We start from the raw sequence: 21,859 nt of genomic DNA on the forward strand, positions 1-21,859 counted from the left end.
CCTCACATACAACTGATGAGGGCATTCATAATGGAATTCGATCAAAACCGCGCAGCAAAACCATTTGATGTAACACTACTGGACATGGTTCGTGGTGCAGGGCGCGCCATCAAGAGATGGCGCGCGCGCCGTGAGACTCGCAAAATTCTGTCTCACTTAAGCGATGCACAACTACGCGACATTGGCCTGACCCGCCACGATATCTGCCGTAAGGGCTGATTGAAGACGAAAAAAAACCCTGCCGAGGCAGGGTTTTTTATGGGTCAGCTATCGCAGACGATTATTCGTCGTCGCTACCGCCAAGACCGGCGTTCAGCAGTTCAGCCAGGCTCGCAGAGGCTTCATCCGCAGTGACCTGCGGTGCAACCGGTGCTTCACCTACAGAACGGCGACGCATACGATCCTGATGGTAAGCATAACCGGTACCGGCCGGGATCAAACGACCCACGATCACGTTCTCTTTCAGGCCGCGCAGTTCATCGCGCTTGCCTGCAACTGCTGCTTCGGTCAGGACACGTGTGGTCTCCTGGAACGATGCTGCAGAGATGAACGATTCGGTTGCCAGAGAAGCTTTGGTGATACCCAGCAGATCGCGCATAAAGGTTGCGCCAATTTTGCCGTTCGCTTCGAGGTCGCGGTTCGCGATCTTGATGCGAGAGTATTCAGCCTGCTCACCTTCCAGGAACTCGGTGCTGCCCGCGCTGGCGATGGTTGCTTTACGCAGCATCTGACGCACGATGACTTCGATGTGTTTATCGTTAATCTTAACGCCTTGCAGACGGTAAACTTCCTGCACTTCGTTAGTGATGTAACGGGTCACAGCATGGACGCCACGCAGACGCAGGATATCGTGTGGAGATTCTGGGCCGTCAGAAACAACGTCACCACGTTCAACACGCTCACCTTCGAATACGTTCAGCTGACGCCATTTCGGAATCATCTCTTCGTACGGATCGCTACCATCAACTGGCGTAATCACCAGACGACGCTTGCCTTTGGTCTCTTTACCGAACGAGATAATACCGCTGATCTCGGCCAGAATGGCTGGCTCTTTCGGACGACGCGCTTCGAACAAGTCAGCAACGCGTGGCAGACCACCGGTGATGTCCTTGGTACCGCCAGATTCCTGAGGTACGCGAGACAGGGTGTCACCAGCACTGATCTTAACGCCATCTTCCAGCTGCACAATTGCTTTGCCCGGCAGGAAGTACTGAGCTGGCATGTCGGTACCTGGAATCAGAACATCATTTCCGTTGGCATCAACAATTTTCAGCGCAGGACGCAGATCTTTACCGCCCGCAGTACGTTCTGCAGAATCCAGAACCACCAGCGATGACAGACCAGTCAGGTCATCAGTCTGACGAGTAATCGTCTGACCATCAATCATGTCAGTGAAGCGAATGAAACCGCCCACTTCAGTAATAACTGGCATGGTATGCGGATCCCAGTTTGCTACGGTTTCGCCCGCGGCAACCTGCTCGCCATCACCTTTGGCCATCATCGCGCCGTAAGGGACTTTATAGCTCTCTTTGGTACGACCGAATTCATCGATCATCTTCAGCTCAACGTTACGAGAGACGATAACCAGTTTCCCGGAGGAGTTGGTTACAGACTTCGCGTTGGTCAGCTTGATAGTACCTTTGTTCTTCACCTGGATGCTGGATTCAGCAGCCGCACGAGATGCCGCACCACCGATGTGGAACGTACGCATCGTCAGCTGTGTACCCGGCTCACCGATGGACTGTGCTGCGATAACGCCGATGGCCTCACCTTTGTTGATGATGTGACCACGAGCCAGGTCGCGACCGTAGCAGTGTGCACACACACCAAAGTCGGTTTCACAACCAACAACAGAACGCACTTTAATGGCATCGACCGAATTCTCTTCGATCACATCACACCAGTGCTCATCGATCAGCGTATTACGCGGGATCAGAATGTCAGCAGTACCTGGCTTCAGCACGTCTTCTGCGGTCACACGACCCAGTACACGCTCACGCAGTGGTTCTTTAACGTCGCCACCTTCGATAACCGGAGTCATCATGATGCCTTCGAAAGTACCACAGTCGTCTTCGGTCACCACCAAGTCCTGCGCAACGTCTACCAGACGACGCGTCAGATAACCGGAGTTAGCGGTTTTCAGTGCGGTATCCGCAAGACCTTTACGCGCACCGTGCGTCGAGATGAAGTACTGGAGTACGTTCAGACCTTCACGGAAGTTCGCGGTGATTGGCGTTTCGATGATTGAGCCATCTGGCTTAGCCATCAGACCACGCATACCGGCCAGCTGACGAATCTGAGCTGCAGAACCACGCGCACCGGAGTCGGCCATCATGTAGATGCTGTTGAACGAGACTTGCTGCTCTTCTTCGCCGTGACGGTTAATCACGGTTTCGGTTTGCAGGTTGTCCATCATCGCCTTGGAAACGCGTTCGTTCGCTGCGGCCCAGATATCGATGACTTTGTTGTAACGTTCGCCAGCAGTAACCAGACCAGACTGGAACTGTTCCTGAATCTCAGCAACTTCCGCTTCTGCTTCTGCCACGATTTCCGCTTTCTTAGCCGGGATCACCATGTCGTCGATACCTACAGAGGCACCTGAACGGGCTGCGTAAGCAAAGCCGGTGTACATGGTCTGGTCAGCGAAGATAACGGTCGGCTTCAGGCCCAGGATGCGGTAACAGGTGTTCAGCATCTTAGAGATAGCTTTCTTACCCAGCGCCTGGTTGACGATGGAGTAAGGCAGACCTTTCGGCACGATCATCCACAGAATCGCACGACCAATGGTGGTGTCGATTAAGCTGGTTTTCGCGACGAACTCTTCTTGTTCGTTTTTGCTGTACTCGGTGATACGCACTTTAACGCGAGCATGCAACTCGGCCAGGCCAGCGCGATAAACACGCTCAGCTTCTTTCGGGCCAGTCAGCACCATGCCTTCGCCACGCGCATTCACTTTGTCACGGGTCATGTAGTACAGACCCAGTACAACGTCCTGAGAAGGAACGATGATTGGCTCGCCGTTCGCAGGTGACAGGATGTTGTTGGTAGACATCATCAGCGCACGCGCTTCCAGCTGAGCTTCCAGCGTCAGCGGTACGTGAACTGCCATCTGGTCACCATCGAAGTCGGCGTTATATGCCGCACAAACCAGCGGGTGCAGCTGGATCGCTTTACCTTCGATCAGAACAGGTTCGAATGCCTGGATACCCAAACGGTGCAGGGTTGGTGCACGGTTCAGCAGTACTGGATGTTCGCGGATCACTTCGTCCAGGATATCCCAAACGACAGCTTCTTCACGCTCAACCATCTTCTTAGCAGCTTTGATGGTGGTCGCGAGGCCACGCAGTTCCAGCTTGCCGTAGATGAACGGTTTGAACAGCTCCAGTGCCATTTTCTTCGGCAGACCGCACTGATGCAGACGCAGGTATGGACCTACGGTGATCACAGAACGACCAGAGTAGTCAACACGTTTACCCAACAGGTTCTGACGGAAACGACCCTGCTTACCTTTGATCATATCGGCCAAAGATTTCAGAGGACGTTTGTTAGAGCCAGTGATGGCACGACCGCGACGGCCGTTATCCAGCAAGGCATCTACCGCTTCCTGCAGCATACGCTTTTCGTTACGTACGATGATATCTGGCGCAGCCAGATCCAGCAGACGTTTCAGACGGTTGTTACGGTTGATAACGCGACGGTACAGATCGTTCAGATCCGACGTAGCGAAACGACCACCATCCAGCGGTACCAGCGGACGCAGATCTGGCGGCAGAACCGGCAGAACGGTCAGGATCATCCACTCTGGCTTGTTGCCAGACTGAACAAACGCTTCCAGCAGCTTGATACGCTTGGTCAGCTTTTTACGTTTGGTCTCGGAGTTGGTTTCGTTCAGCTCTTCACGCAGCTGCTCGCACTCTTGCTCCAGATCCATATTTTTCAGCAGCGCCTGGATAGCTTCCGCACCCATCTTCGCGTCGAATTCGTCACCGAACTCTTCCAGCGCGTCAAGGTACTGCTCTTCGGTCAGAATCTGACGTTTTTCCAGGTTGGTCATACCGCCTTCGATCACAACATATGATTCGAAGTACAGTACGCGCTCGATATCACGCAGTGGCATATCCAGCAGCAAGCCGATACGCGAAGGCAGTGATTTCAGGAACCAAATGTGCGCAGTCGGTGAAGCTAGTTCAATGTGGCCCATGCGCTCACGACGCACTTTGGTCTGTGTAACTTCAACGCCACACTTCTCACAGATTACGCCGCGATGTTTCAAACGCTTGTACTTACCGCACAGGCATTCGTAATCTTTTACCGGCCCAAAGATACGGGCGCAGAAAAGACCGTCACGCTCCGGCTTGAAGGTACGGTAGTTAATGGTCTCTGGCTTTTTAACTTCACCAAAAGACCATGAACGGATCATGTCTGGCGAGGCCAGAGCGATCTTGATCGCATCAAACTCTTCGGTCTTAGTTTGCGCTTTCAGAAACTTAAGTAAGTCTTTCACGGATTAGCTCCCGTCGGAGTGGAACTCTCAGGGACGCACACCTTAAGTGCACGTCCCGTAACCAGTACTTGCGAGTACTTACTCGTCTTCCAGCTCGATGTTGATACCCAGCGAGCGAATCTCTTTCAACAGTACGTTGAAGGATTCCGGCATGCCTGGTTCCATCTGATGGTTGCCATCGACGATGTTTTTATACATCTTCGTACGGCCATTCACGTCATCAGACTTAACAGTCAGCATTTCCTGCAGGGTATACGCAGCACCGTATGCTTCCAGTGCCCACACTTCCATCTCACCGAAGCGCTGACCACCGAACTGCGCCTTACCACCCAGCGGCTGCTGAGTAACGAGGCTGTAAGAGCCGGTAGAACGTGCGTGCATCTTGTCGTCAACCAGGTGGTTCAGTTTCAGCATGTACATGTAACCTACGGTTACCTGACGCTCAAACTGCTCACCGGTACGGCCGTCGAACAGGGTGATCTGGCCAGAAGAAGGCAGGCCGCCGAGCTGCAGCAGCTCTTTGATCTCGCTCTCTTTCGCACCATCAAACACTGGCGTTGCGATTGGCATACCTTTTTTCAGGTTCTCAGCCAGACGCAGAACTTCATCGTCAGTGAAGGTGTTCAGATCAACTTTCTGACGCACATCCGTGCCCAGATCGTAAGCACGCTGGATGAACTCACGCAGTTTGGCAACTTCTTCCTGCTTCTTGAGCATCGCGTTGATCTTCTCACCGATGCCTTTCGCTGCCATCCCCAGGTGGGTTTCCAGAATCTGACCGATGTTCATACGTGACGGTACGCCCAGCGGGTTCAGTACGATGTCGACCGGCGTACCGTTCTCATCGTAAGGCATATCTTCGATCGGGTTGATCTTAGAGATAACACCCTTGTTACCGTGACGACCTGCCATCTTGTCACCAGGCTGGATCTGACGTTTAACCGCCAGGTACACTTTCACGATTTTCAGCACGCCTGGTGCCAGGTCATCGCCCTGAGTGATTTTGCGGCGCTTAGCTTCGAGTTTCTTCTCAAACTCGTGCTTCAGCTCGTCATACTGCTCAGCCAGCTGCTCGAGAGAGTTTTGCTTCTCTTCGTCAGTCAGGCCCAGTTCCAACCAGCGCTCACGTGGCAGTTTATCCAGCTTCTCAGCTTCAACACCACCCGAAATCAGTACAGCCTGAATACGGCTGAACAAGCCCGCTTCGAGGATCTGCAGTTCTTCAGACAGGTCTTTCTTAGCCTGCTTCAGCTGCATCTCTTCGATTTCAAGCGCGCGCTTGTCTTTTTCTACGCCATCACGGGTGAAGACCTGTACGTCGATAACCGTACCGGAAACACCGTTAGGAACACGCAGAGAAGAGTCTTTAACGTCAGACGCTTTCTCACCGAAGATCGCACGCAGCAGTTTCTCTTCTGGCGTCAGCTGGGTTTCGCCTTTCGGCGTCACTTTACCGACCAGAATGTCACCACCGGTCACTTCCGCACCGATATACACGATACCGGATTCATCCAGTTTGGAGAGCGCAGCTTCACCCACGTTCGGGATGTCAGCGGTGATCTCTTCTGGCCCCAGCTTGGTGTCACGAGACACACACGCCAGTTCCTGGATGTGGATAGTGGTGAAACGGTCTTCCTGGACAACACGCTCAGAAACGAGGATGGAGTCTTCGAAGTTGTAACCGTTCCATGGCATGAATGCCACGCGCATGTTCTGACCCAGCGCCAGTTCACCGAGATCGGTAGACGGGCCATCTGCCAGCACGTCGCCACGTTCGATTGGCTCACCCAGGGACACACATGGCATCTGGTTGATGCAGGTGTTCTGGTTAGAACGGGTGTACTTGGTCAGGTTGTAGATGTCGATACCCGCTTCGCCCGGATACATCTCATCTTCGTTAACTTTGATAACGATACGAGAAGCATCAACGTACTGAACGGAACCGCCACGTTTCGCTACGGCAGTTACACCGGAGTCAACCGCTACTGCGCGTTCCATACCGGTACCAACCAGCGGCTTATCAGCGCGCAGGGTTGGTACTGCCTGACGTTGCATGTTCGCACCCATCAAGGCGCGGTTAGCATCATCGTGCTCCAGGAATGGAATCAGTGACGCACCGACTGAAACGACCTGTTGGGTCGAAACGTCCATGTAGTCAACTTGATCACGGCTGAACAGGCTTGATTCACCTTTGCTACGGCAAGTGACGAGATCGTCAACAAAGCTACCGTCTTCAGCAAGGTTGGTGTTCGCCTGAGCGATAACGTAGTTACCCTCTTCGATTGCAGAGAGGTAATGAATTTCATCACTCACTTTGCCATCTACCACGCGACGGTACGGAGTCTCAAGGAAGCCGTATTCGTTAGTCTGCGCGTAAACAGAAAGGGAGTTGATCAGACCGATGTTCGGACCTTCAGGCGTTTCGATTGGGCACACACGACCGTAGTGGGTTGGGTGTACGTCACGCACTTCGAAGCCTGCACGCTCACGCGTCAGACCGCCTGGGCCCAGAGCAGAGATACGACGCTTATGCGTGATCTCAGACAACGGGTTGTTCTGATCCATAAACTGGGACAGCTGGCTTGAACCGAAGAACTCTTTCACCGCCGCCGAGATTGGCTTGGCGTTGATCATGTCCTGAGGCATCAGGGTATCGAGGTCGCCCAGAGACAGACGCTCTTTAACAGCACGCTCAACACGCACCAGACCCACACGGAACTGGTTCTCAGCCATCTCACCGACTGAACGGATACGACGGTTGCCGAGGTGGTCGATATCATCGACTTCGCCAATACCGTTACGGATGCCGATCAGTTTCTTCATCACTTCAATGATGTCGTCTTTGCTCAGGATACCTGAACCTTCGATTTCATCACGCAGCAGTGAACGGTTGAACTTCATACGGCCAACTGCAGACAGATCGTAACGATCTTCTGAGAAGAACAGGTTCTCGAACAGATTCTCTGCAGCTTCGCGCGTTGGCGGCTCACCAGGACGCATCATACGGTAGATCTCAACCAGCGCGCTCAGGCGATCGTTGGTTGGGTCAACACGCAGGGTCTCTGAAATGTATGGGCCGTGATCCAAGTCGTTGGTGAACAGCGTTTCAATGCGCTTGTGGCCTGACTGGCTCAGTTTAGCCAGCAGATCCAGTGACAGTTCCATGTTCGCAGGAACAATCAGCTCGCCGGTGTTCAGGTCAACGTAATCTTTAGCGACGACTTTGCCAGCAATGTATTCAACTGGGACTTCAATGTGTTGAATACCGTCTTTTTCCAGCTGACGAATATGACGCGCAGTGATGCGACGACCTTTCTCAACGTAGACCGTGCCGTTGGCTTCGATATCGAAGCTGGCGGTTTCACCACGCAGGCGCTCAGGCACCAGTTCCATCTGCAGTTTGTTATCGCGGATTTCATACACGACTTTGTCAAAGAACAGATCAAGGATTTGTTCAGTGGTGTAGTGCAGTGCGCGCAGAATGATACTGGCCGGCAGCTTACGGCGACGGTCAATACGGACAAACAGGTTGTCTTTCGGGTCAAACTCGAAGTCGAGCCATGAACCGCGGTAAGGGATGATACGTGCGTTATAAAGCACTTTACCGGAAGAGTGCGTTTTACCCTTATCGCTGTCAAAGAACACGCCAGGACTACGATGCAGCTGAGAAACGATAACACGCTCAGTACCATTGATAACAAAGGTACCGTTGTCGGTCATGAGTGGAATTTCACCCATGTACACTTCTTGTTCTTTGATGTCTTTTACGGTGCCTTCCGGCGCTTCACGCTCGTAGATCACCAGACGCAGTTTCACGCGCAGCGGTGCCGAATAGGTCACGCCACGGATCTGACATTCAGTTACGTCAAAGACCGGCTCACCCAAACGGTAGCTGACATACTGCAACTCAGAGTTGCCGCTGTAGCTTGAGATTGGGAATACGGAGCGGAAGGCTGCTTCCAGACCGTATTGGCCTTCTGGATCTTGCTCGATAAACTTCTGGAACGAGTCAAGCTGGATAGAAAGGAGATAAGGTATGTCCAGTACTTGTGGACGTTTACCAAAATCCTTACGAATACGTTTTTTCTCGGTATAGGAGTAAACCATAGGGTTCCTCAGCTAGCTGACATGTCGAACCACGCTGTCCGTCCTGAAGGGACAGTTCATGCAACACTATTTTGTTTTTCATGCGATGCGTAACACCCCATGCAATACATCTTTCTATCACTCTTAAATCATTTCATCGCCGTTGTGCAGGCAGGGAACCCTCACAGGAAAGCGATATATTAAGTCGTCGATAGAAAAAGATATTGAAGAGAAACAATGGACAAACAGTGTGAAACGCCATCATTCCCCTGAAGCGCAAAAAAGCTGGTGACCCAAAAGTCACCAGCCATCAGCCTGATGTTACTCAGGCTGCAACCCGAAGGTTGTCTTACTTAACTTCAACTTCAGCGCCAGCTTCTTTCAGCAGTGCTTCCAGAGCAGCTGCGTCATCTTTGCTGATGCCTTCTTTGATAACACCGGTAGCTTCAACCAGGTCTTTAGCTTCTTTCAGGCCCAGACCAGTTGCAGTACGAACTGCTTTGATTACGGCAACTTTGTTAGCGCCAGCAGCTTTCAGAATTACGTCGAATTCAGTTTTCTCTTCAGCAGCTTCAGCTGGGCCAGCAGCAACAGCTACAGCAGCAGCAGCAGAAACGCCGAATTTTTCTTCCATAGCAGAAACCAGCTCAACTACTTCCATTACGGACATAGCTGCTACTGCTTCCAGAATTTGATCTTTGGTGATAGACATATCGATTGTTCCTAAAAAACAGAAAAAGTTTATACGTTAGCAAGTACGAAGGAAAAGAAGATGGGCTTAAGCCGCTTCTTTTGCATCGCGTACAGCAGCCAGAGTGCGAACCAGTTTGCCAGCAGCGGCTTCTTTCATGGTCGACATCAGACGTGCCAGTGCTTCTTCGTAAGTCGGCAGAGTTGCCAGACGGTCAATATTGGCCGCCGTGATCAGCTCACCTTCAAAGGCTGCAGCTTTGACCTCAAATTTTGCATTCGCTTTCGCGAACTCTTTGAACAGACGAGCAGCAGCGCCCGGGTGTTCCAAAGAGTATGCAATCAGGGTCGGACCAACAAACGTGTCTTTCAGGATCTCAAACTGAGTTCCTTCAACGACGCGGCGCAGCAAGGTGTTGCGAACAACACGCATGTAAACGCCAGCTTCACGACCTGCTTTACGCAGTTCGGTCATTTTATCAACGGTAACGCCACGGGAATCCGCAACAACCGCTGAAAGCGCGCCTTTGGCTACTTCGCTAACTTCAGCAACAATCGCTTGTTTGCCTTGAAGATTTAATGCCATTAGCTTTTGCTCCTGGATTTGACCGGGAAAGATTTCCCGGAACTCACTTCACTCAGCTACCCGAAGGCACTGAGCGCTATTACACGGTGAGCAGAATCCAGCGAAGAAAAAATTCTTTTTGGTTCTGTCACCGTCTACGCAGGGTATTAAGCAAGTTATCCGAAGATAATCCCGCTCCTGCGGTCTTGGACGGAGGCCAGGATAAGGCCTGGCTCCAACCTAAGCCACTGAACATAAGAGCTTTTAGGCTTATACATTCAGCAACTTTGAGTCTGGGTTCTGAATTGAATGCTCAATCAGAACAACGGGCGTAAGATTCTAGATGAATTTTTCGCCCGTTTCAAGCAGCAATTAGTTTGCTGCTGCGCTCAGACCAGCCTGGTCAACGGCAACGCCGGCGCCCATGGTGGTAGAGATGCTAACTTTCTTGATGTACACGCCTTTAGCCTGTGAAGGTTTCGCTTTTTTCAGCGCAACCAGCAGAGATTCCAGGTTTTCTTTCAGTTTGTCAGCGTCGAAGTCCACTTTACCAATGGTAGTGTGGATGATGCCGTTTTTGTCGTTACGATAACGAACCTGACCAGCTTTAGCGTTTTTCACTGCTTCAGCAACGTTAGGAGTTACAGTACCCACTTTCGGGTTTGGCATCAGGCCGCGTGGACCCAGAACCTGGCCCAACTGGCCAACAACGCGCATTGCATCTGGAGATGCAATTACAACGTCAAAGTTCATTTCGCCTTTTTTGATCTGGTCAGCCAGATCTTCCATACCTACCAGCTCAGCGCCAGCTGCTTTAGCAGCTTCTGCGTTTGCGCCTTGGGTAAATACAGCAACACGTACTGAACGACCAGTACCGTGTGGCAGAACAGTCGCGCCGCGAACGTTCTGATCTGATTTACGTGCATCGATGCCGAGGTTAACAGCAACGTCAACGCTCTCAACGAACTTAGCAGTTGCCAGTTCTTTAAGCAGAGCAATAGCTTCAGCGATGTCGTACTGCTTGGTCGCATCAACTTTGTCACGGATTACGCTCATGCGCTTGGTCAGCTTAGCCATTTCTTAATCCTCTACTACCAGGCCCATGGAACGTGCAGTACCTTCGATAGAGCGAGTCATCGCTTCTACGTCAGCACCAGTCATGTCCGCAGCTTTAGTTTCTGCGATTTCACGTACCTGAGCACGAGAAACTTTACCGACTTTGTCTTTGTTCGGCTTACCAGAACCAGACTTGATGCCCGCTGCTTTTTTCAGCAGTACGGCAGCCGGAGGGGTCTTGGTAACGAAGGTGAAAGAACGGTCGCTGTATACAGTGATAACAACTGGAGTAGGCAGGCCTTTCTCCAGAGATTCTGTTTTGGCGTTGAACGCTTTACAGAATTCCATGATGTTAACACCCTGCTGACCCAGTGCTGGACCAACAGGTGGACTTGGGTTCGCCATACCAGCTGCAACTTGCAGCTTGACGTAGGCTTGTACTTTCTTAGCCATGATAATTCCTCAAATGGGTTATAGCGCCTGAAAACAGGCTCCCCGTGATTACGATTTACACGCTATTGCTAGCGCATAAAAACAAAAGGCGCGAAATTATAGGTAAATTTCGCGCCTTCCGCAAGAGCTAAAAAGTGAACAAAAGGGTTAACCTTTCTCCACCTGGGCAAAGTCGAGTTCGACTGGTGTTGCACGGCCAAAGATGGACACAGAGACCTTCAGGCGGCTCTTTTCGTAATCCACTTCTTCGACCACACCGTTGAAGTCGGCAAATGGACCGTCGTTGACGCGCACCATCTCGCCTGGCTCGAACAGCGTTTTTGGACGCGGCTTATCACCCACCTGCTGCAGGCGGTTCATAATCGCATCGACTTCTTTATCACTAATCGGCGCAGGACGGTCAGAAGTACCGCCAATGAAGCCCATGACACGTGGTACGCTACGCACTAAGTGCCAGCTGGCGTCATTCATCACCATCTGCACCAGCACATAGCCAGGGAAGAACTTACGTTCGCTTTTACGGCGCTGGCCACCACGGATTTCAACGACTTCTTCAGTCGGCACCATGACTTCGCCAAACAGTTCTTCCATGTTGTGCAGTTTGATATGCTCTTGCAGCGACTTCGCTACGCGGGCTTCAAAACCGGAAAACGCCTGAACGACGTACCAGCGTTTTTTTGGAGCTTCAGACATCTCAGAACCTCAGGCCAGTGATAAACGATACCAGACGGACCAGAATTCCATCCAGCCCCCACAAAATCAGTGACATCACGGCAGTGACCGCGGCAACGATTAACGTGGTGTGCAATGTTTCCTGGCGAGTCGGCCAAATGACCTTACGCATTTCAGTTCTTGCTTCACGAGCAAAAGCCACGGTCGCTTTGCCTTTAATAGTCAGCAACACAATGCCGCCCGCCGCAGCGATCAGTACTACGACAGCCAGCGCGCGCAGAGGCAGCGTAATGTCGCGATAGAGATAGTTGCCAACGATGGCGACTAACAGCAACGCGATGACAGCAACCCACTTTATCGCTTCCAGGCCGCGCCCGCTCCCTTGAGCTTCGGTATTCGCACTCATAAACCAACCTGCCACAATAATTCAGAAACAATTCTGCCCCGCAGAGCGAGGCATCCAAACCGAATGAGCTTTTGGGCGTAACTCGGTATCCGACGCCGTAAACCAGAGCCTGTCTCAGCAATGATTATGATCGAAAATCACTGATGAGCCAGGTTCTATGTAACAGCGTGCAAAAAGGGCATCAAATGATGCCCTTTCCGTATGCATTGCGTCAAATGTTATCGCAATTAAGCGATAATTTCAGCAACAACACCCGCACCAACAGTACGGCCGCCTTCACGGATTGCGAAACGCAGACCCTGATCCATAGCGATTGGCTTGATCAAGGTAACGGTCATTTTTACGTTATCGCCTGGCATTACCATCTCAACGCCTTCTGGCAGTTGAACGTCACCGGTCACGTCAGTAGTACGGAAGTAGAACTGAGGACGGTAGCCTTTGAAGAACGGAGTATGACGGCCGCCTTCATCTTTAGACAGTACGTAAACTTCTGAAGTGAACTGGGTATGTGGCTTGATGGTGCCCGGCTTAGCCAGAACCTGACCACGCTCGATATCTTCACGCTTGATACCACGCAGCAGAACACCACAGTTTTCACCCGCCTGACCCTGGTCCAGCAGTTTGCGGAACATTTCAACGCCGGTACAGGTAGACTTAACGGTGTCTTTCAGACCAACAACTTCAACTTCGTCGCCCACTTTCACGATACCGCGCTCAACACGACCGGTAACAACAGTACCACGGCCAGAGATTGAGAATACGTCTTCGATTGGCAGCAGGAACGGCATGTCAATTGCACGTACTGGCTCTGGGATATAGGTATCCAGGTGGCCAGCCAGTTCAATGATCTTCTCTTCCCACTCAGCAACACCGTTCAGTGCCTGCAGAGCAGAACCGCGAATGATTGGAGTATCGTCGCCCGGGAAGTCATACTGTGTCAGCAGGTCACGTACTTCCATCTCAACCAGTTCCAGCAGCTCTTCATCATCAACCATGTCGCACTTGTTCAGGAACACGATGATGTAAGGAACGCCAACCTGACGACCCAGCAGGATGTGCTCACGGGTCTGTGGCATTGGGCCATCAGTCGCAGCAACAACCAGGATCGCGCCGTCCATCTGCGCAGCACCGGTGATCATGTTTTTCACATAGTCGGCGTGGCCTGGGCAGTCAACGTGTGCGTAGTGGCGAGTCGGGGTTTCATATTCAACGTGAGAAGTGTTGATGGTGATACCACGTGCTTTCTCTTCTGGCGCCTTATCGATCTCATCGAATTTGCTTGCTTTACCGCCGTAGGTTTTAGCCAGAACGGTGGTGATCGCTGCAGTCAGAGTGGTTTTACCATGGTCAACGTGACCGATGGTGCCGACGTTTACGTGCAGTTTGTTACGCTGAAATTGCTCTTTAGCCATCGCTAGTCCCTCTAAGACACGGATATATCGAAGATATCATCATATCAACCAGGCAGTGCCTGACTGTTTGGTTTACAGAGAGAGAATCAGGAGAGAGATAAAGGAAGTGGTGCTGATACCCAGAGTCGAACTGGGGACCTCACCCTTACCAAGGGTGCGCTCTACCAACTGAGCCATATCAGCACATCTGGAGCGGGCAGCGGGAATCGAACCCGCATCATCAGCTTGGAAGGCTGAGGTAATAGCCATTATACGATGCCCGCATCCTGGAACTCGGCTACCTGTTCTTTCTGTAGCTTATGAATAATAAAAGAAGACCTTCTATTATTCGAGCCTGCCAGAGTTTCTGACCGACTTTGATTGCGAAACTCCGCAATCTGAATTCGAAGGTGAGAGAGATGAACTCACCCGCCAGATAATGATTTTATCTGACGCTCAACCAAGTGGTTGAGATGGTGGTGGGAGAAGGATTCGAACCTTCGAAGTCTGTGACGGCAGATTTACAGTCTGCTCCCTTTGGCCGCTCGGGAATCCCACCTACTTGATTGGTGCCGGCTACCGGAATCGAACTGGTGACCTACTGATTACAAGTCAGTTGCTCTACCAACTGAGCTAAGCCGGCATCAAGTGGAGCGCATTCTAGGAAGACCGCGCCCAGGATGCAACAAAAAAATTATCAAAATTGTTCTATCGCCTACTATTTGTGCAAAACATCGCAAACCGCTCATCATTTGCAGTATTTTCGTCCAAATGCCGTGTGTTTTTACGCCACTGCGTTAAGTGATTTACAGATGCTTATCGTGGTTTGGTCGTCGCACTCCAGAAGCACAACGCCATTTTTCATTTAAAAGTGCGCAACTTTTTTATTGGATCGGGTTTGATTGAACATTTTTTCAACTAACACATTGCAAGATGGGATTGTTCGTTAACGGATGCAACTGTCGGCGTGTAAAGAGGGAAGCATTATCGATTGTCTGAAGACGGCTCAACGTTGTTAGTGAGGGATAATCTGAAAAGATTTTACGCGGCGCTACAGCAAAATCGATGGTAACAAGCGACTAAGCAATAATAAAAATGCGGGCACGCTTACGAAAGCGTGCTCAGGTTTATCAATTTGCTTCTTTTTAAAGTGACACTGGTGTTACCCTCCAGCCCATTGTTCTCGTTACTTACCCCCTATGACGTGCAACTGAGCTCGACGCATCATTGTATGCCAGACGCTACAAGGTGTTGATGAGCCGGGATTTGCGGTCAGATGCATACTTATGAGTAAAAAAACGACACCACTCACTACACCCTATTTGCAGTTTGACCGTCAGCAATGGGCCGCCCTGCGCGACTCAGTGCCAATGACGCTCGCTGAAGGCGAAATTGAACGACTACGCGGTATCAATGAAGATCTCTCTTTAGAAGAGGTTGCTGAAATCTATTTGCCGCTCTCACGTCTGCTTAACTTCTATATCAGTTCTAATCTGCGCCGTCAGGCCGTGCTGGAGCAGTTCCTTGGCACTAACGGGCAAAAGATTCCCTATATCATCAGTATTGCCGGCAGTGTTGCTGTAGGTAAAAGTACCACCGCGCGTGTGTTGCAGGCACTGCTCAGTCGCTGGCCAGAACATCGTAAAGTCGAGTTGATTACAACTGACGGCTTTTTACACCCCAATGCAGTGTTGAAAGAACGGGGGCTAATGAAGAAGAAAGGCTTCCCGCAATCTTACGATATGCATCGTCTGGTGAATTTTGTATCCGATTTGAAATCAGGCGCGAGTCAGGTCACTGCGCCAGTTTATTCACACCTTATTTATGATGTGATCCCTGATGGCGATAAGGTGGTACAACAGCCTGATATTTTGATTTTGGAAGGCTTAAATGTGCTTCAAAGCGGGATGGATTATCCCCACGATCCGCATCATGTATTTGTTTCTGATTTTGTCGACTTCTCAATTTATGTCGATGCACCTGAAACATTATTAGAACGCTGGTATGTTAATCGTTTTTTAAAATTCCGCGAAGGTGCCTTCAGCGATCCAGATTCTTATTTCCACCATTATTCTCAGTTACCCAAAGATGAGGCGGAAAATATTGCTCGTGGTTTATGGAAAGAGATTAACTGGCTGAATCTCAATGAAAACATTCTTCCAACTCGAGAGCGCGCCAGTCTGATCATGACCAAATCTGCAGATCATGCCGTGCAAAGTGTTCGCTTGAGAAAATAACTTTTGATATTTAAATGCCCTTCTTTCCGAGGGCGTTTAATTTTTCAGGTCAATGCAAATTAATGACCTGGACGCAGCGAAATCTCACCACCAACCCAGGATTTCACTTCGCCTTCTTGCTCCAGTAATAAACCACCCTGCTTATCAATACCACGTGCAATACCATGAACTTCTCTATCGCCAATCAGCAACTTAACCGGGCGATTGATAAAGTTGTCCAGAGCATCCCAGCGCTCTACAAACGGTGCCAATCCATCTCGCTCGAAAATCGGCAGTGCTTCACGCAGACTATTAATGATTTTTGCAGCCAGCTCATTACGATTAATTTCTACACCGGCTTCCTGCAAATTAATCCATCCCTGATTAATTTCAGAGGCTCCTTCTGAGCGCATCACCAGATTGACGCCTGCACCCATGACAATTTGTGCCGCATCGCCTGTTTTGCCGGTTAATTCAACCAGAATCCCGGCCAATTTACGATCGTTCAGGTAAAGATCATTGGGCCATTTGACACGAACATCAGGTACACCCAATGACTGAATCACCTCGGCCGTCACGATACCAATCACCAGGCTGAGTCCCATTGCTGCAGCGGGACCTTGCTCAAGTCGCCAGTACATCGACAGATAGAGATTAGAGCCAAAAGGAGAGAACCACTTTCTGCCACGGCGGCCACGACCGGCTTGCTGATACTCTGCAATACAGGCATGACCCGAAGGCAACTGATCCATGCGATCCAGTAAATACTGATTGGTAGAATCAATCACAGGGATGACATCTAAATCCTGCTGATGCAGATGCGAAAGAATATCGGCTTCATTCAGTAGCTGAATAGGTGCAGGCAGGCTGTAACCTTTACCTGTGACGGTGTAGACATCCAGACCCCAGCTCTTCAGAGTTTGGATATGCTTATTGATGGCTGCACGGCTCATACCCAATGCTTCACCCAACTGCTCACCTGAATGGAATTCTCCATCAGCCAGAAGCGCAACTAATTTCAGCGGAACACTATTATCTTTCATGAAATGACCTCAACGGCGTTACGTTCACCTTGAGCACCAATGAAGCGTACCTCTGGCTCGAGCCAAACATTGAATTTCTCACCCACGTGGTTTCGTACCTCGTGCGCTAAAGCAACGATATCCTTTGGCGTCGCATGGTTTTCATTGATCAACACCAGCGCTTGTTGACGGTGTACCGCAGCGCCACCTACCTGATATCCTTTTAGATGACATTGATCGATCAACCAACCTGCCGCTAATTTGACGTCACCATTTGCCTGCGGATAATGTGGCATCCCCGGCCATGCTTCTAATAACTCATTAGCCAACTCGAGTGTGATAAGAGGGTTTTTGAAAAAACTGCCTACATTTCCCGTTACGCGCGGGTCGGGTAATTTGCTCTGGCGCATTTGGCAGACGGCATTGAATACATCCCATGCGCATACCGTGGCCGGGTTCAGTTTCGCTAAATCGCCGTAATTCAGTACCGGCTTCCATTGCTTTGCCAAACGGAGTCCGACAGCAACAATAACGTGATTATCCTTCATCTCGTGCTTAAAGATACTGTCACGATAACCAAACTGACACGCTTCTCGATCCAGGCGACTGATTTTTTGTGTGGGTAGATGCAACACATCGACGTAGTGGCAAATATCCTTAAATTCAACACCATAAGCGCCAATATTCTGGATAGGCGCTGAACCAGCCTTGCCGGGAATTAATGCAAGATTTTCCAGGCCGGTAATACCTTTCTTTAAAGTATGCTCAACCAGCTCGTGCCAGTTCTCACCTGCACCGATATGCAAATGCCATGATTCAGCCTCTTCCTCAAGTGAAATACCTTTGATGGCGTTAATAATCACGCCACCATCAAAGTCTCCCAGGAATAGCACATTGCTGCCCTCACCTAGTACGATGAAAGGTTGATTCGCCTGTTGAGTTGCTTGCCATGCGCTCATGATGGCTTCGGGTGTGTCTGCGATATACAGCGCTTGTGCACTGACTTCGAGACCCAGTGTGTTGAAAACTTTTAGAGAAGTGTGGGGGCTGGACATTTCACGGCCTTTACTGATTTATCTGGCCGTAGTTTACCCGATCAGTTAGTCACGGGTGGGATGTTTTCGTGGCTTTTAGCCCTGATTTCGCCAATCTTCAGACGTAAAAAAACCCTGAACTTGCGTTCAGGGTTTCTTCACTTGTTTGATGCCTGGCAGTTCCCTACTCTCGCATGGGGAGACCCCACACTACCATCGGCGCTACGGCGTTTCACTTCTGAGTTCGGCATGGGGTCAGGTGGGACCACCGCGCTAAAGCCGCCAGGCAAATCTTGGTGCCATGTCCTGTGTCTTTTGTGCTGATGCTGCGTTGCTCTCCCTCGCGTAACTCAGTCACATACTTCAGTATGCTCCTTCGTTCCGTCTCAGTCGGCGCCTTGCCTCAGCGCAAAATCCTTCGGACTTAAGTCCACAGGACATCGCTAATTCTTTTATCCGGATGAATCAAGCTGAAAATCTACTTCTGCGTCTCTTCAAAAACGCCTCTGGCGTTGTAAGGTTAAGCCTCACGGGTCATTAGTACCGGTTAGCTCAATGCATCGCTGCACTTACACATCCGGCCTATCAACGTCGTCGTCTTCAACGTCCCTTCAGGACTCTCTGGGAGTCAGGGAGAACTCATCTCGGGGCAAGTTTCGTGCTTAGATGCTTTCAGCACTTATCTTTTCCGCACTTAGCTACCGGGCAATGCCATTGGCATGACAACCCGAACACCAGTGGTGCGTTCACTCCGGTCCTCTCGTACTAGGAGCAACCCCCCTCAATTCTCCAGCGCCCACGGCAGATAGGGACCGAACTGTCTCACGACGTTCTAAACCCAGCTCGCGTACCACTTTAAACGGCGAACAGCCGTACCCTTGGGACCTACTTCAGCCCCAGGATGTGATGAGCCGACATCGAGGTGCCAAACACCGCCGTCGATATGAACTCTTGGGCGGTATCAGCCTGTTATCCCCGGAGTACCTTTTATCCGTTGAGCGATGGCCCTTCCATTCAGAACCACCGGATCACTATGACCTGCTTTCGCACCTGCTCGAGCCGTCACTCTCGCAGTCAAGCTGGCTTATGCCATTGCACTAACCTCCTGATGTCCGACCAGGATTAGCCAACCTTCGTGCTCCTCCGTTACTCTTTGGGAGGAGACCGCCCCAGTCAAACTACCCACCAGACACTGTCCGCAGCCCGGATTACGGGCCTACGTTAGAACATCAAACATTAAAGGGTGGTATTTCAAGGTTGGCTCCACGCAGACTGGCGTCCACGCTTCAAAGCCTCCCACCTATCCTACACATCAAGGCTCAATGTTCAGTGTCAAGCTATAGTAAAGGTTCACGGGGTCTTTCCGTCTTGCCGCGGGTACACTGCATCTTCACAGCGATTTCAATTTCACTGAGTCTCGGGTGGAGACAGCCTGGCCATCATTACGCCATTCGTGCAGGTCGGAACTTACCCGACAAGGAATTTCGCTACCTTAGGACCGTTATAGTTACGGCCGCCGTTTACCGGGGCTTCGATCAAGAGCTTCTCCTTGCGGATAACCCCATCAATTAACCTTCCGGCACCGGGCAGGCGTCACACCGTATACGTCCACTTTCGTGTTTGCACAGTGCTGTGTTTTTAATAAACAGTTGCAGCCAGCTGGTATCTTCGACTGCCTTCAGCTCCGTCCGCGAGGGACTTCACTTACCGACAGCGTGCCTTCTCCCGAAGTTACGGCACCATTTTGCCTAGTTCCTTCACCCGAGTTCTCTCAAGCGCCTTGGTATTCTCTACCTGACCACCTGTGTCGGTTTGGGGTACGATTTCGTGTTACCTGGAGCTTAGAGGCTTTTCCTGGAAGCAGGGCATCAGTTACTTCACCACCGTAGTGGCTCGTCATCACACCTCAGCGTTAATAAGAGTCCGGATTTACCTAAACTCTCCGCCTACATGCTTAAACCGGGACAACCGTCGCCCGGATAACCTAGCCTTCTCCGTCCCCCCTTCGCAGTAACACCAAGTGCAGGAATATTAACCTGCTTCCCATCGACTACGCTTTTCAGCCTCGCCTTAGGGGTCGACTCACCCTGCTCCGATTAACGTTGAACAGGAACCCTTGGTCTTCCGGCGAGCGGGCTTTTCACCCGCTTTATCGTTACTTATGTCAGCATTCGCACTTCTGATACCTCCAGCAAACCTCACAGTTCACCTTCAACGGCTTACAGAACGCTCCCCTACCCAACAACACATAGTGTCGCTGCCGCAGCTTCGGTGCATGGTTTAGCCCCGTTACATCTTCCGCGCAGGCCGACTCGACCAGTGAGCTATTACGCTTTCTTTAAATGATGGCTGCTTCTAAGCCAACATCCTGGCTGTCTGTGCCTTCCCACATCGTTTCCCACTTAACCATGACTTTGGGACCTTAGCTGGCGGTCTGGGTTGTTTCCCTCTTCACGACGGACGTTAGCACCCGCCGTGTGTCTCCCGTGATAACATTCTCCGGTATTCGCAGTTTGCATCGGGTTGGTAAGCCGGGATGGCCCCCTAGCCGAAACAGTGCTCTACCCCCGGAGATGAGTTCACGAGGCGCTACCTAAATAGCTTTCGGGGAGAACCAGCTATCTCCCGGTTTGATTGGCCTTTCACCCCCAGCCACAAGTCATCCGCTAATTTTTCAACATTAGTCGGTTCGGTCCTCCAGTTAGTGTTACCCAACCTTCAACCTGCCCATGGCTAGATCACCGGGTTTCGGGTCTATACCCTGCAACTTAACGCCCAGTTAAGACTCGGTTTCCCTGCGGCTCCCCTATACGGTTAACCTTGCTACAGAATATAAGTCGCTGACCCATTATACAAAAGGTACGCAGTCACCTGACAAATCAGGCTCCCACTGCTTGTACGTACACGGTTTCAGGTTCTGTTTCACTCCCCTCGCCGGGGTTCTTTTCGCCTTTCCCTCACGGTACTGGTTCACTATCGGTCAGTCAGGAGTATTTAGCCTTGGAGGATGGTCCCCCCATATTCAGACAGGATACCACGTGTCCCGCCCTACTCTTCGAACTCACAGTATGTGCATTTTTGTGTACGGGAGTATCACCCTGTACCCTGCGACTTTCCAGACGCTTCCACTAATGCACAAACTGATTCAGGTTCTGGGCTGTTCCCCGTTCGCTCGCCGCTACTGGGGGAATCTCGGTTGATTTCTTTTCCTCTGGGTACTTAGATGTTTCAGTTCCCCAGGTTCGCCTCGCAACACTATGTATTCATGTTGCGATGATGCACAGAGTGCACCGGGTTTCCCCATTCGGACATCGTCGGCTGTAGCGGTTCATATCACCTTACCGACGCTTTACGCAGATTAGCACGTCCTTCATCGCCTCTGACTGCCAGGGCATCCACCGTGTACGCTTAGTCGCTTAACCTCACAACCCACAGGCGTTTTGCAACGCATGCAGACTGCAAGCATTTGAGAGACTCGAACACATCGATAGCTTCATTCTTATTACGGAGAATGAATACGACGTGTCGTTTCAATTTTCAGCTTGTTCCGGATTGTTAAAGAGCAAATATCTCAAACGCAGCTCGTAAGCTGGTTTTGAGATACCGTGGAGACACCTTTCACCTGTCACCAAGCAAGTGGCGTCCCCTAGGGGATTCGAACCCCTGTTACCGCCGTGAAAGGGCGGTGTCCTAGGCCTCTAGACGAAGGGGACACGATAGTGTCACGACTTCGCAGCCGTCTTGCTCATTACTTTTCTATCAGA

Annotated in this window: 13 protein-coding genes, 5 tRNA genes and 2 rRNA genes; 2 read left to right on the forward strand and 18 right to left on the reverse strand. The window is 51.0% G+C overall.

The window, feature by feature from the left end; all coding sequences use genetic code 11:
- Positions 1-30: 30 nt before the first annotated feature.
- Complete coding sequence (locus LH22_RS01120; protein WP_038643751.1) at positions 31-219, forward strand: DUF1127 domain-containing protein; 189 nt, start codon at positions 31-33, stop codon at positions 217-219.
- A 61-nt stretch (positions 220-280) separates the two neighbouring features.
- Here LH22_RS01120 and rpoC read toward each other — a convergent pair whose 3' ends face one another.
- The 13 genes from rpoC to LH22_RS01185 all read right to left on the reverse strand — a co-directional run bounded on the left by rpoC (position 281) and on the right by LH22_RS01185 (position 14,466).
- Positions 281-4,504 carry a DNA-directed RNA polymerase subunit beta' gene (rpoC, locus tag LH22_RS01125; RefSeq protein WP_038643753.1) on the reverse strand — a complete coding sequence of 1,408 codons (4,224 nt, stop codon included), beginning with the start codon at positions 4,502-4,504 and terminating at the stop codon, positions 281-283.
- A 78-nt stretch (positions 4,505-4,582) separates the two neighbouring features.
- Positions 4,583-8,611 carry a DNA-directed RNA polymerase subunit beta gene (gene rpoB, locus LH22_RS01130; RefSeq protein WP_034828907.1) on the reverse strand — a complete coding sequence of 1,343 codons (4,029 nt, stop codon included), beginning with the start codon at positions 8,609-8,611 and terminating at the stop codon, positions 4,583-4,585.
- A gap of 328 nt (positions 8,612-8,939) precedes the next feature.
- On the reverse strand, positions 8,940-9,302 hold the full coding sequence (rplL, locus tag LH22_RS01135) for a 50S ribosomal protein L7/L12 (protein ID WP_034828906.1): 363 nt from the start codon (positions 9,300-9,302) through the stop codon (positions 8,940-8,942).
- 66 nt (positions 9,303-9,368) lie between these two features.
- Positions 9,369-9,866, reverse strand: coding sequence for a 50S ribosomal protein L10 (gene rplJ / locus LH22_RS01140; protein ID WP_034828904.1), 498 nt, complete (start codon positions 9,864-9,866; stop codon positions 9,369-9,371).
- A gap of 351 nt (positions 9,867-10,217) precedes the next feature.
- A complete protein-coding gene (rplA, locus tag LH22_RS01145) occupies positions 10,218-10,922 on the reverse strand; it encodes a 50S ribosomal protein L1 (protein WP_034828901.1) in 705 nt (234 codons plus the stop codon).
- 3 nt (positions 10,923-10,925) lie between these two features.
- Positions 10,926-11,354: a 50S ribosomal protein L11 gene (rplK, locus tag LH22_RS01150; RefSeq protein ID WP_034828899.1), complete on the reverse strand. Its 429-nt coding sequence runs from the start codon at positions 11,352-11,354 to the stop codon at positions 10,926-10,928.
- A gap of 147 nt (positions 11,355-11,501) precedes the next feature.
- Complete coding sequence (gene nusG, locus LH22_RS01155; RefSeq protein WP_010616908.1) at positions 11,502-12,047, reverse strand: transcription termination/antitermination protein NusG; 546 nt, start codon at positions 12,045-12,047, stop codon at positions 11,502-11,504.
- Between the two features lies 1 nt (position 12,048).
- Entirely contained in the window at positions 12,049-12,432 is a 384-nt protein-coding gene (secE, locus tag LH22_RS01160; RefSeq protein ID WP_038643757.1) for a preprotein translocase subunit SecE, read from the reverse strand.
- A 227-nt stretch (positions 12,433-12,659) separates the two neighbouring features.
- Complete coding sequence (tuf, locus tag LH22_RS01165; protein ID WP_038643759.1) at positions 12,660-13,844, reverse strand: elongation factor Tu; 1,185 nt, start codon at positions 13,842-13,844, stop codon at positions 12,660-12,662.
- A 107-nt stretch (positions 13,845-13,951) separates the two neighbouring features.
- Positions 13,952-14,027, reverse strand: a tRNA-Thr gene (locus LH22_RS01170).
- Between the two features lie 5 nt (positions 14,028-14,032).
- A tRNA-Gly gene (locus tag LH22_RS01175) sits at positions 14,033-14,107 on the reverse strand.
- A gap of 190 nt (positions 14,108-14,297) precedes the next feature.
- Positions 14,298-14,382, reverse strand: a tRNA-Tyr gene (locus LH22_RS01180).
- 8 nt (positions 14,383-14,390) lie between these two features.
- Positions 14,391-14,466, reverse strand: a tRNA-Thr gene (locus tag LH22_RS01185).
- Between the two features lie 643 nt (positions 14,467-15,109).
- On the opposite strand from LH22_RS01185, the gene coaA reads away from it, so the two are divergent.
- Positions 15,110-16,060: a type I pantothenate kinase gene (gene coaA / locus LH22_RS01190; protein ID WP_038643760.1), complete on the forward strand. Its 951-nt coding sequence runs from the start codon at positions 15,110-15,112 to the stop codon at positions 16,058-16,060.
- A 59-nt stretch (positions 16,061-16,119) separates the two neighbouring features.
- Here coaA and birA read toward each other — a convergent pair whose 3' ends face one another.
- The 5 genes from birA to LH22_RS01215 form a co-directional block, all read right to left on the reverse strand.
- Complete coding sequence (gene birA, locus LH22_RS01195; RefSeq protein ID WP_038643761.1) at positions 16,120-17,082, reverse strand: bifunctional biotin--[acetyl-CoA-carboxylase] ligase/biotin operon repressor BirA; 963 nt, start codon at positions 17,080-17,082, stop codon at positions 16,120-16,122.
- The gene (murB, locus tag LH22_RS01200; RefSeq protein WP_038643762.1) at positions 17,079-18,116 is read right to left on the reverse strand and encodes a UDP-N-acetylmuramate dehydrogenase; all 1,038 of its coding nucleotides are present in this window, start codon (positions 18,114-18,116) and stop codon (positions 17,079-17,081) included. Before murB ends, birA begins: the two co-directional genes overlap by 4 nt.
- Before the next feature lie 150 nt (positions 18,117-18,266).
- Positions 18,267-18,382, reverse strand: a 5S ribosomal RNA gene (rrf, locus tag LH22_RS01205).
- A 229-nt stretch (positions 18,383-18,611) separates the two neighbouring features.
- A 23S ribosomal RNA gene (locus LH22_RS01210) occupies positions 18,612-21,517 on the reverse strand.
- Between the two features lie 215 nt (positions 21,518-21,732).
- Positions 21,733-21,808: transfer RNA gene (locus LH22_RS01215), tRNA-Glu, on the reverse strand.
- Positions 21,809-21,859: the final 51 nt, after the last annotated feature.

The organism is Pantoea rwandensis (genome assembly GCF_000759475.1).
Taxonomy (GTDB): Bacteria; Pseudomonadota; Gammaproteobacteria; order Enterobacterales; family Enterobacteriaceae; genus Pantoea; species Pantoea rwandensis_B.

Bases quoted from the DNA above. Each gene is read 5' to 3' on its own strand.
- LH22_RS01120 (WP_038643751.1), top strand. From the start codon at position 31: ATGGAATTCGATCAAAACCGCGCAGCAAAACCATTTGATGTAACACTA.
- rpoB (WP_034828907.1), bottom strand. From the start codon at position 8,611: ATGGTTTACTCCTATACCGAGAAAAAACGTATTCGTAAGGATTTTGGT.
- rplL (WP_034828906.1), bottom strand. From the start codon at position 9,302: ATGTCTATCACCAAAGATCAAATTCTGGAAGCAGTAGCAGCTATGTCC.
- rplJ (WP_034828904.1), bottom strand. From the start codon at position 9,866: ATGGCATTAAATCTTCAAGGCAAACAAGCGATTGTTGCTGAAGTTAGC.
- rplA (WP_034828901.1), bottom strand. From the start codon at position 10,922: ATGGCTAAGCTGACCAAGCGCATGAGCGTAATCCGTGACAAAGTTGAT.
- rplK (WP_034828899.1), bottom strand. From the start codon at position 11,354: ATGGCTAAGAAAGTACAAGCCTACGTCAAGCTGCAAGTTGCAGCTGGT.
- nusG (WP_010616908.1), bottom strand. From the start codon at position 12,047: ATGTCTGAAGCTCCAAAAAAACGCTGGTACGTCGTTCAGGCGTTTTCC.
- secE (WP_038643757.1), bottom strand. From the start codon at position 12,432: ATGAGTGCGAATACCGAAGCTCAAGGGAGCGGGCGCGGCCTGGAAGCG.
- tuf (WP_038643759.1), bottom strand. From the start codon at position 13,844: ATGGCTAAAGAGCAATTTCAGCGTAACAAACTGCACGTAAACGTCGGC.
- coaA (WP_038643760.1), top strand. From the start codon at position 15,110: ATGAGTAAAAAAACGACACCACTCACTACACCCTATTTGCAGTTTGAC.
- birA (WP_038643761.1), bottom strand. From the start codon at position 17,082: ATGAAAGATAATAGTGTTCCGCTGAAATTAGTTGCGCTTCTGGCTGAT.
- murB (WP_038643762.1), bottom strand. From the start codon at position 18,116: ATGTCCAGCCCCCACACTTCTCTAAAAGTTTTCAACACACTGGGTCTC.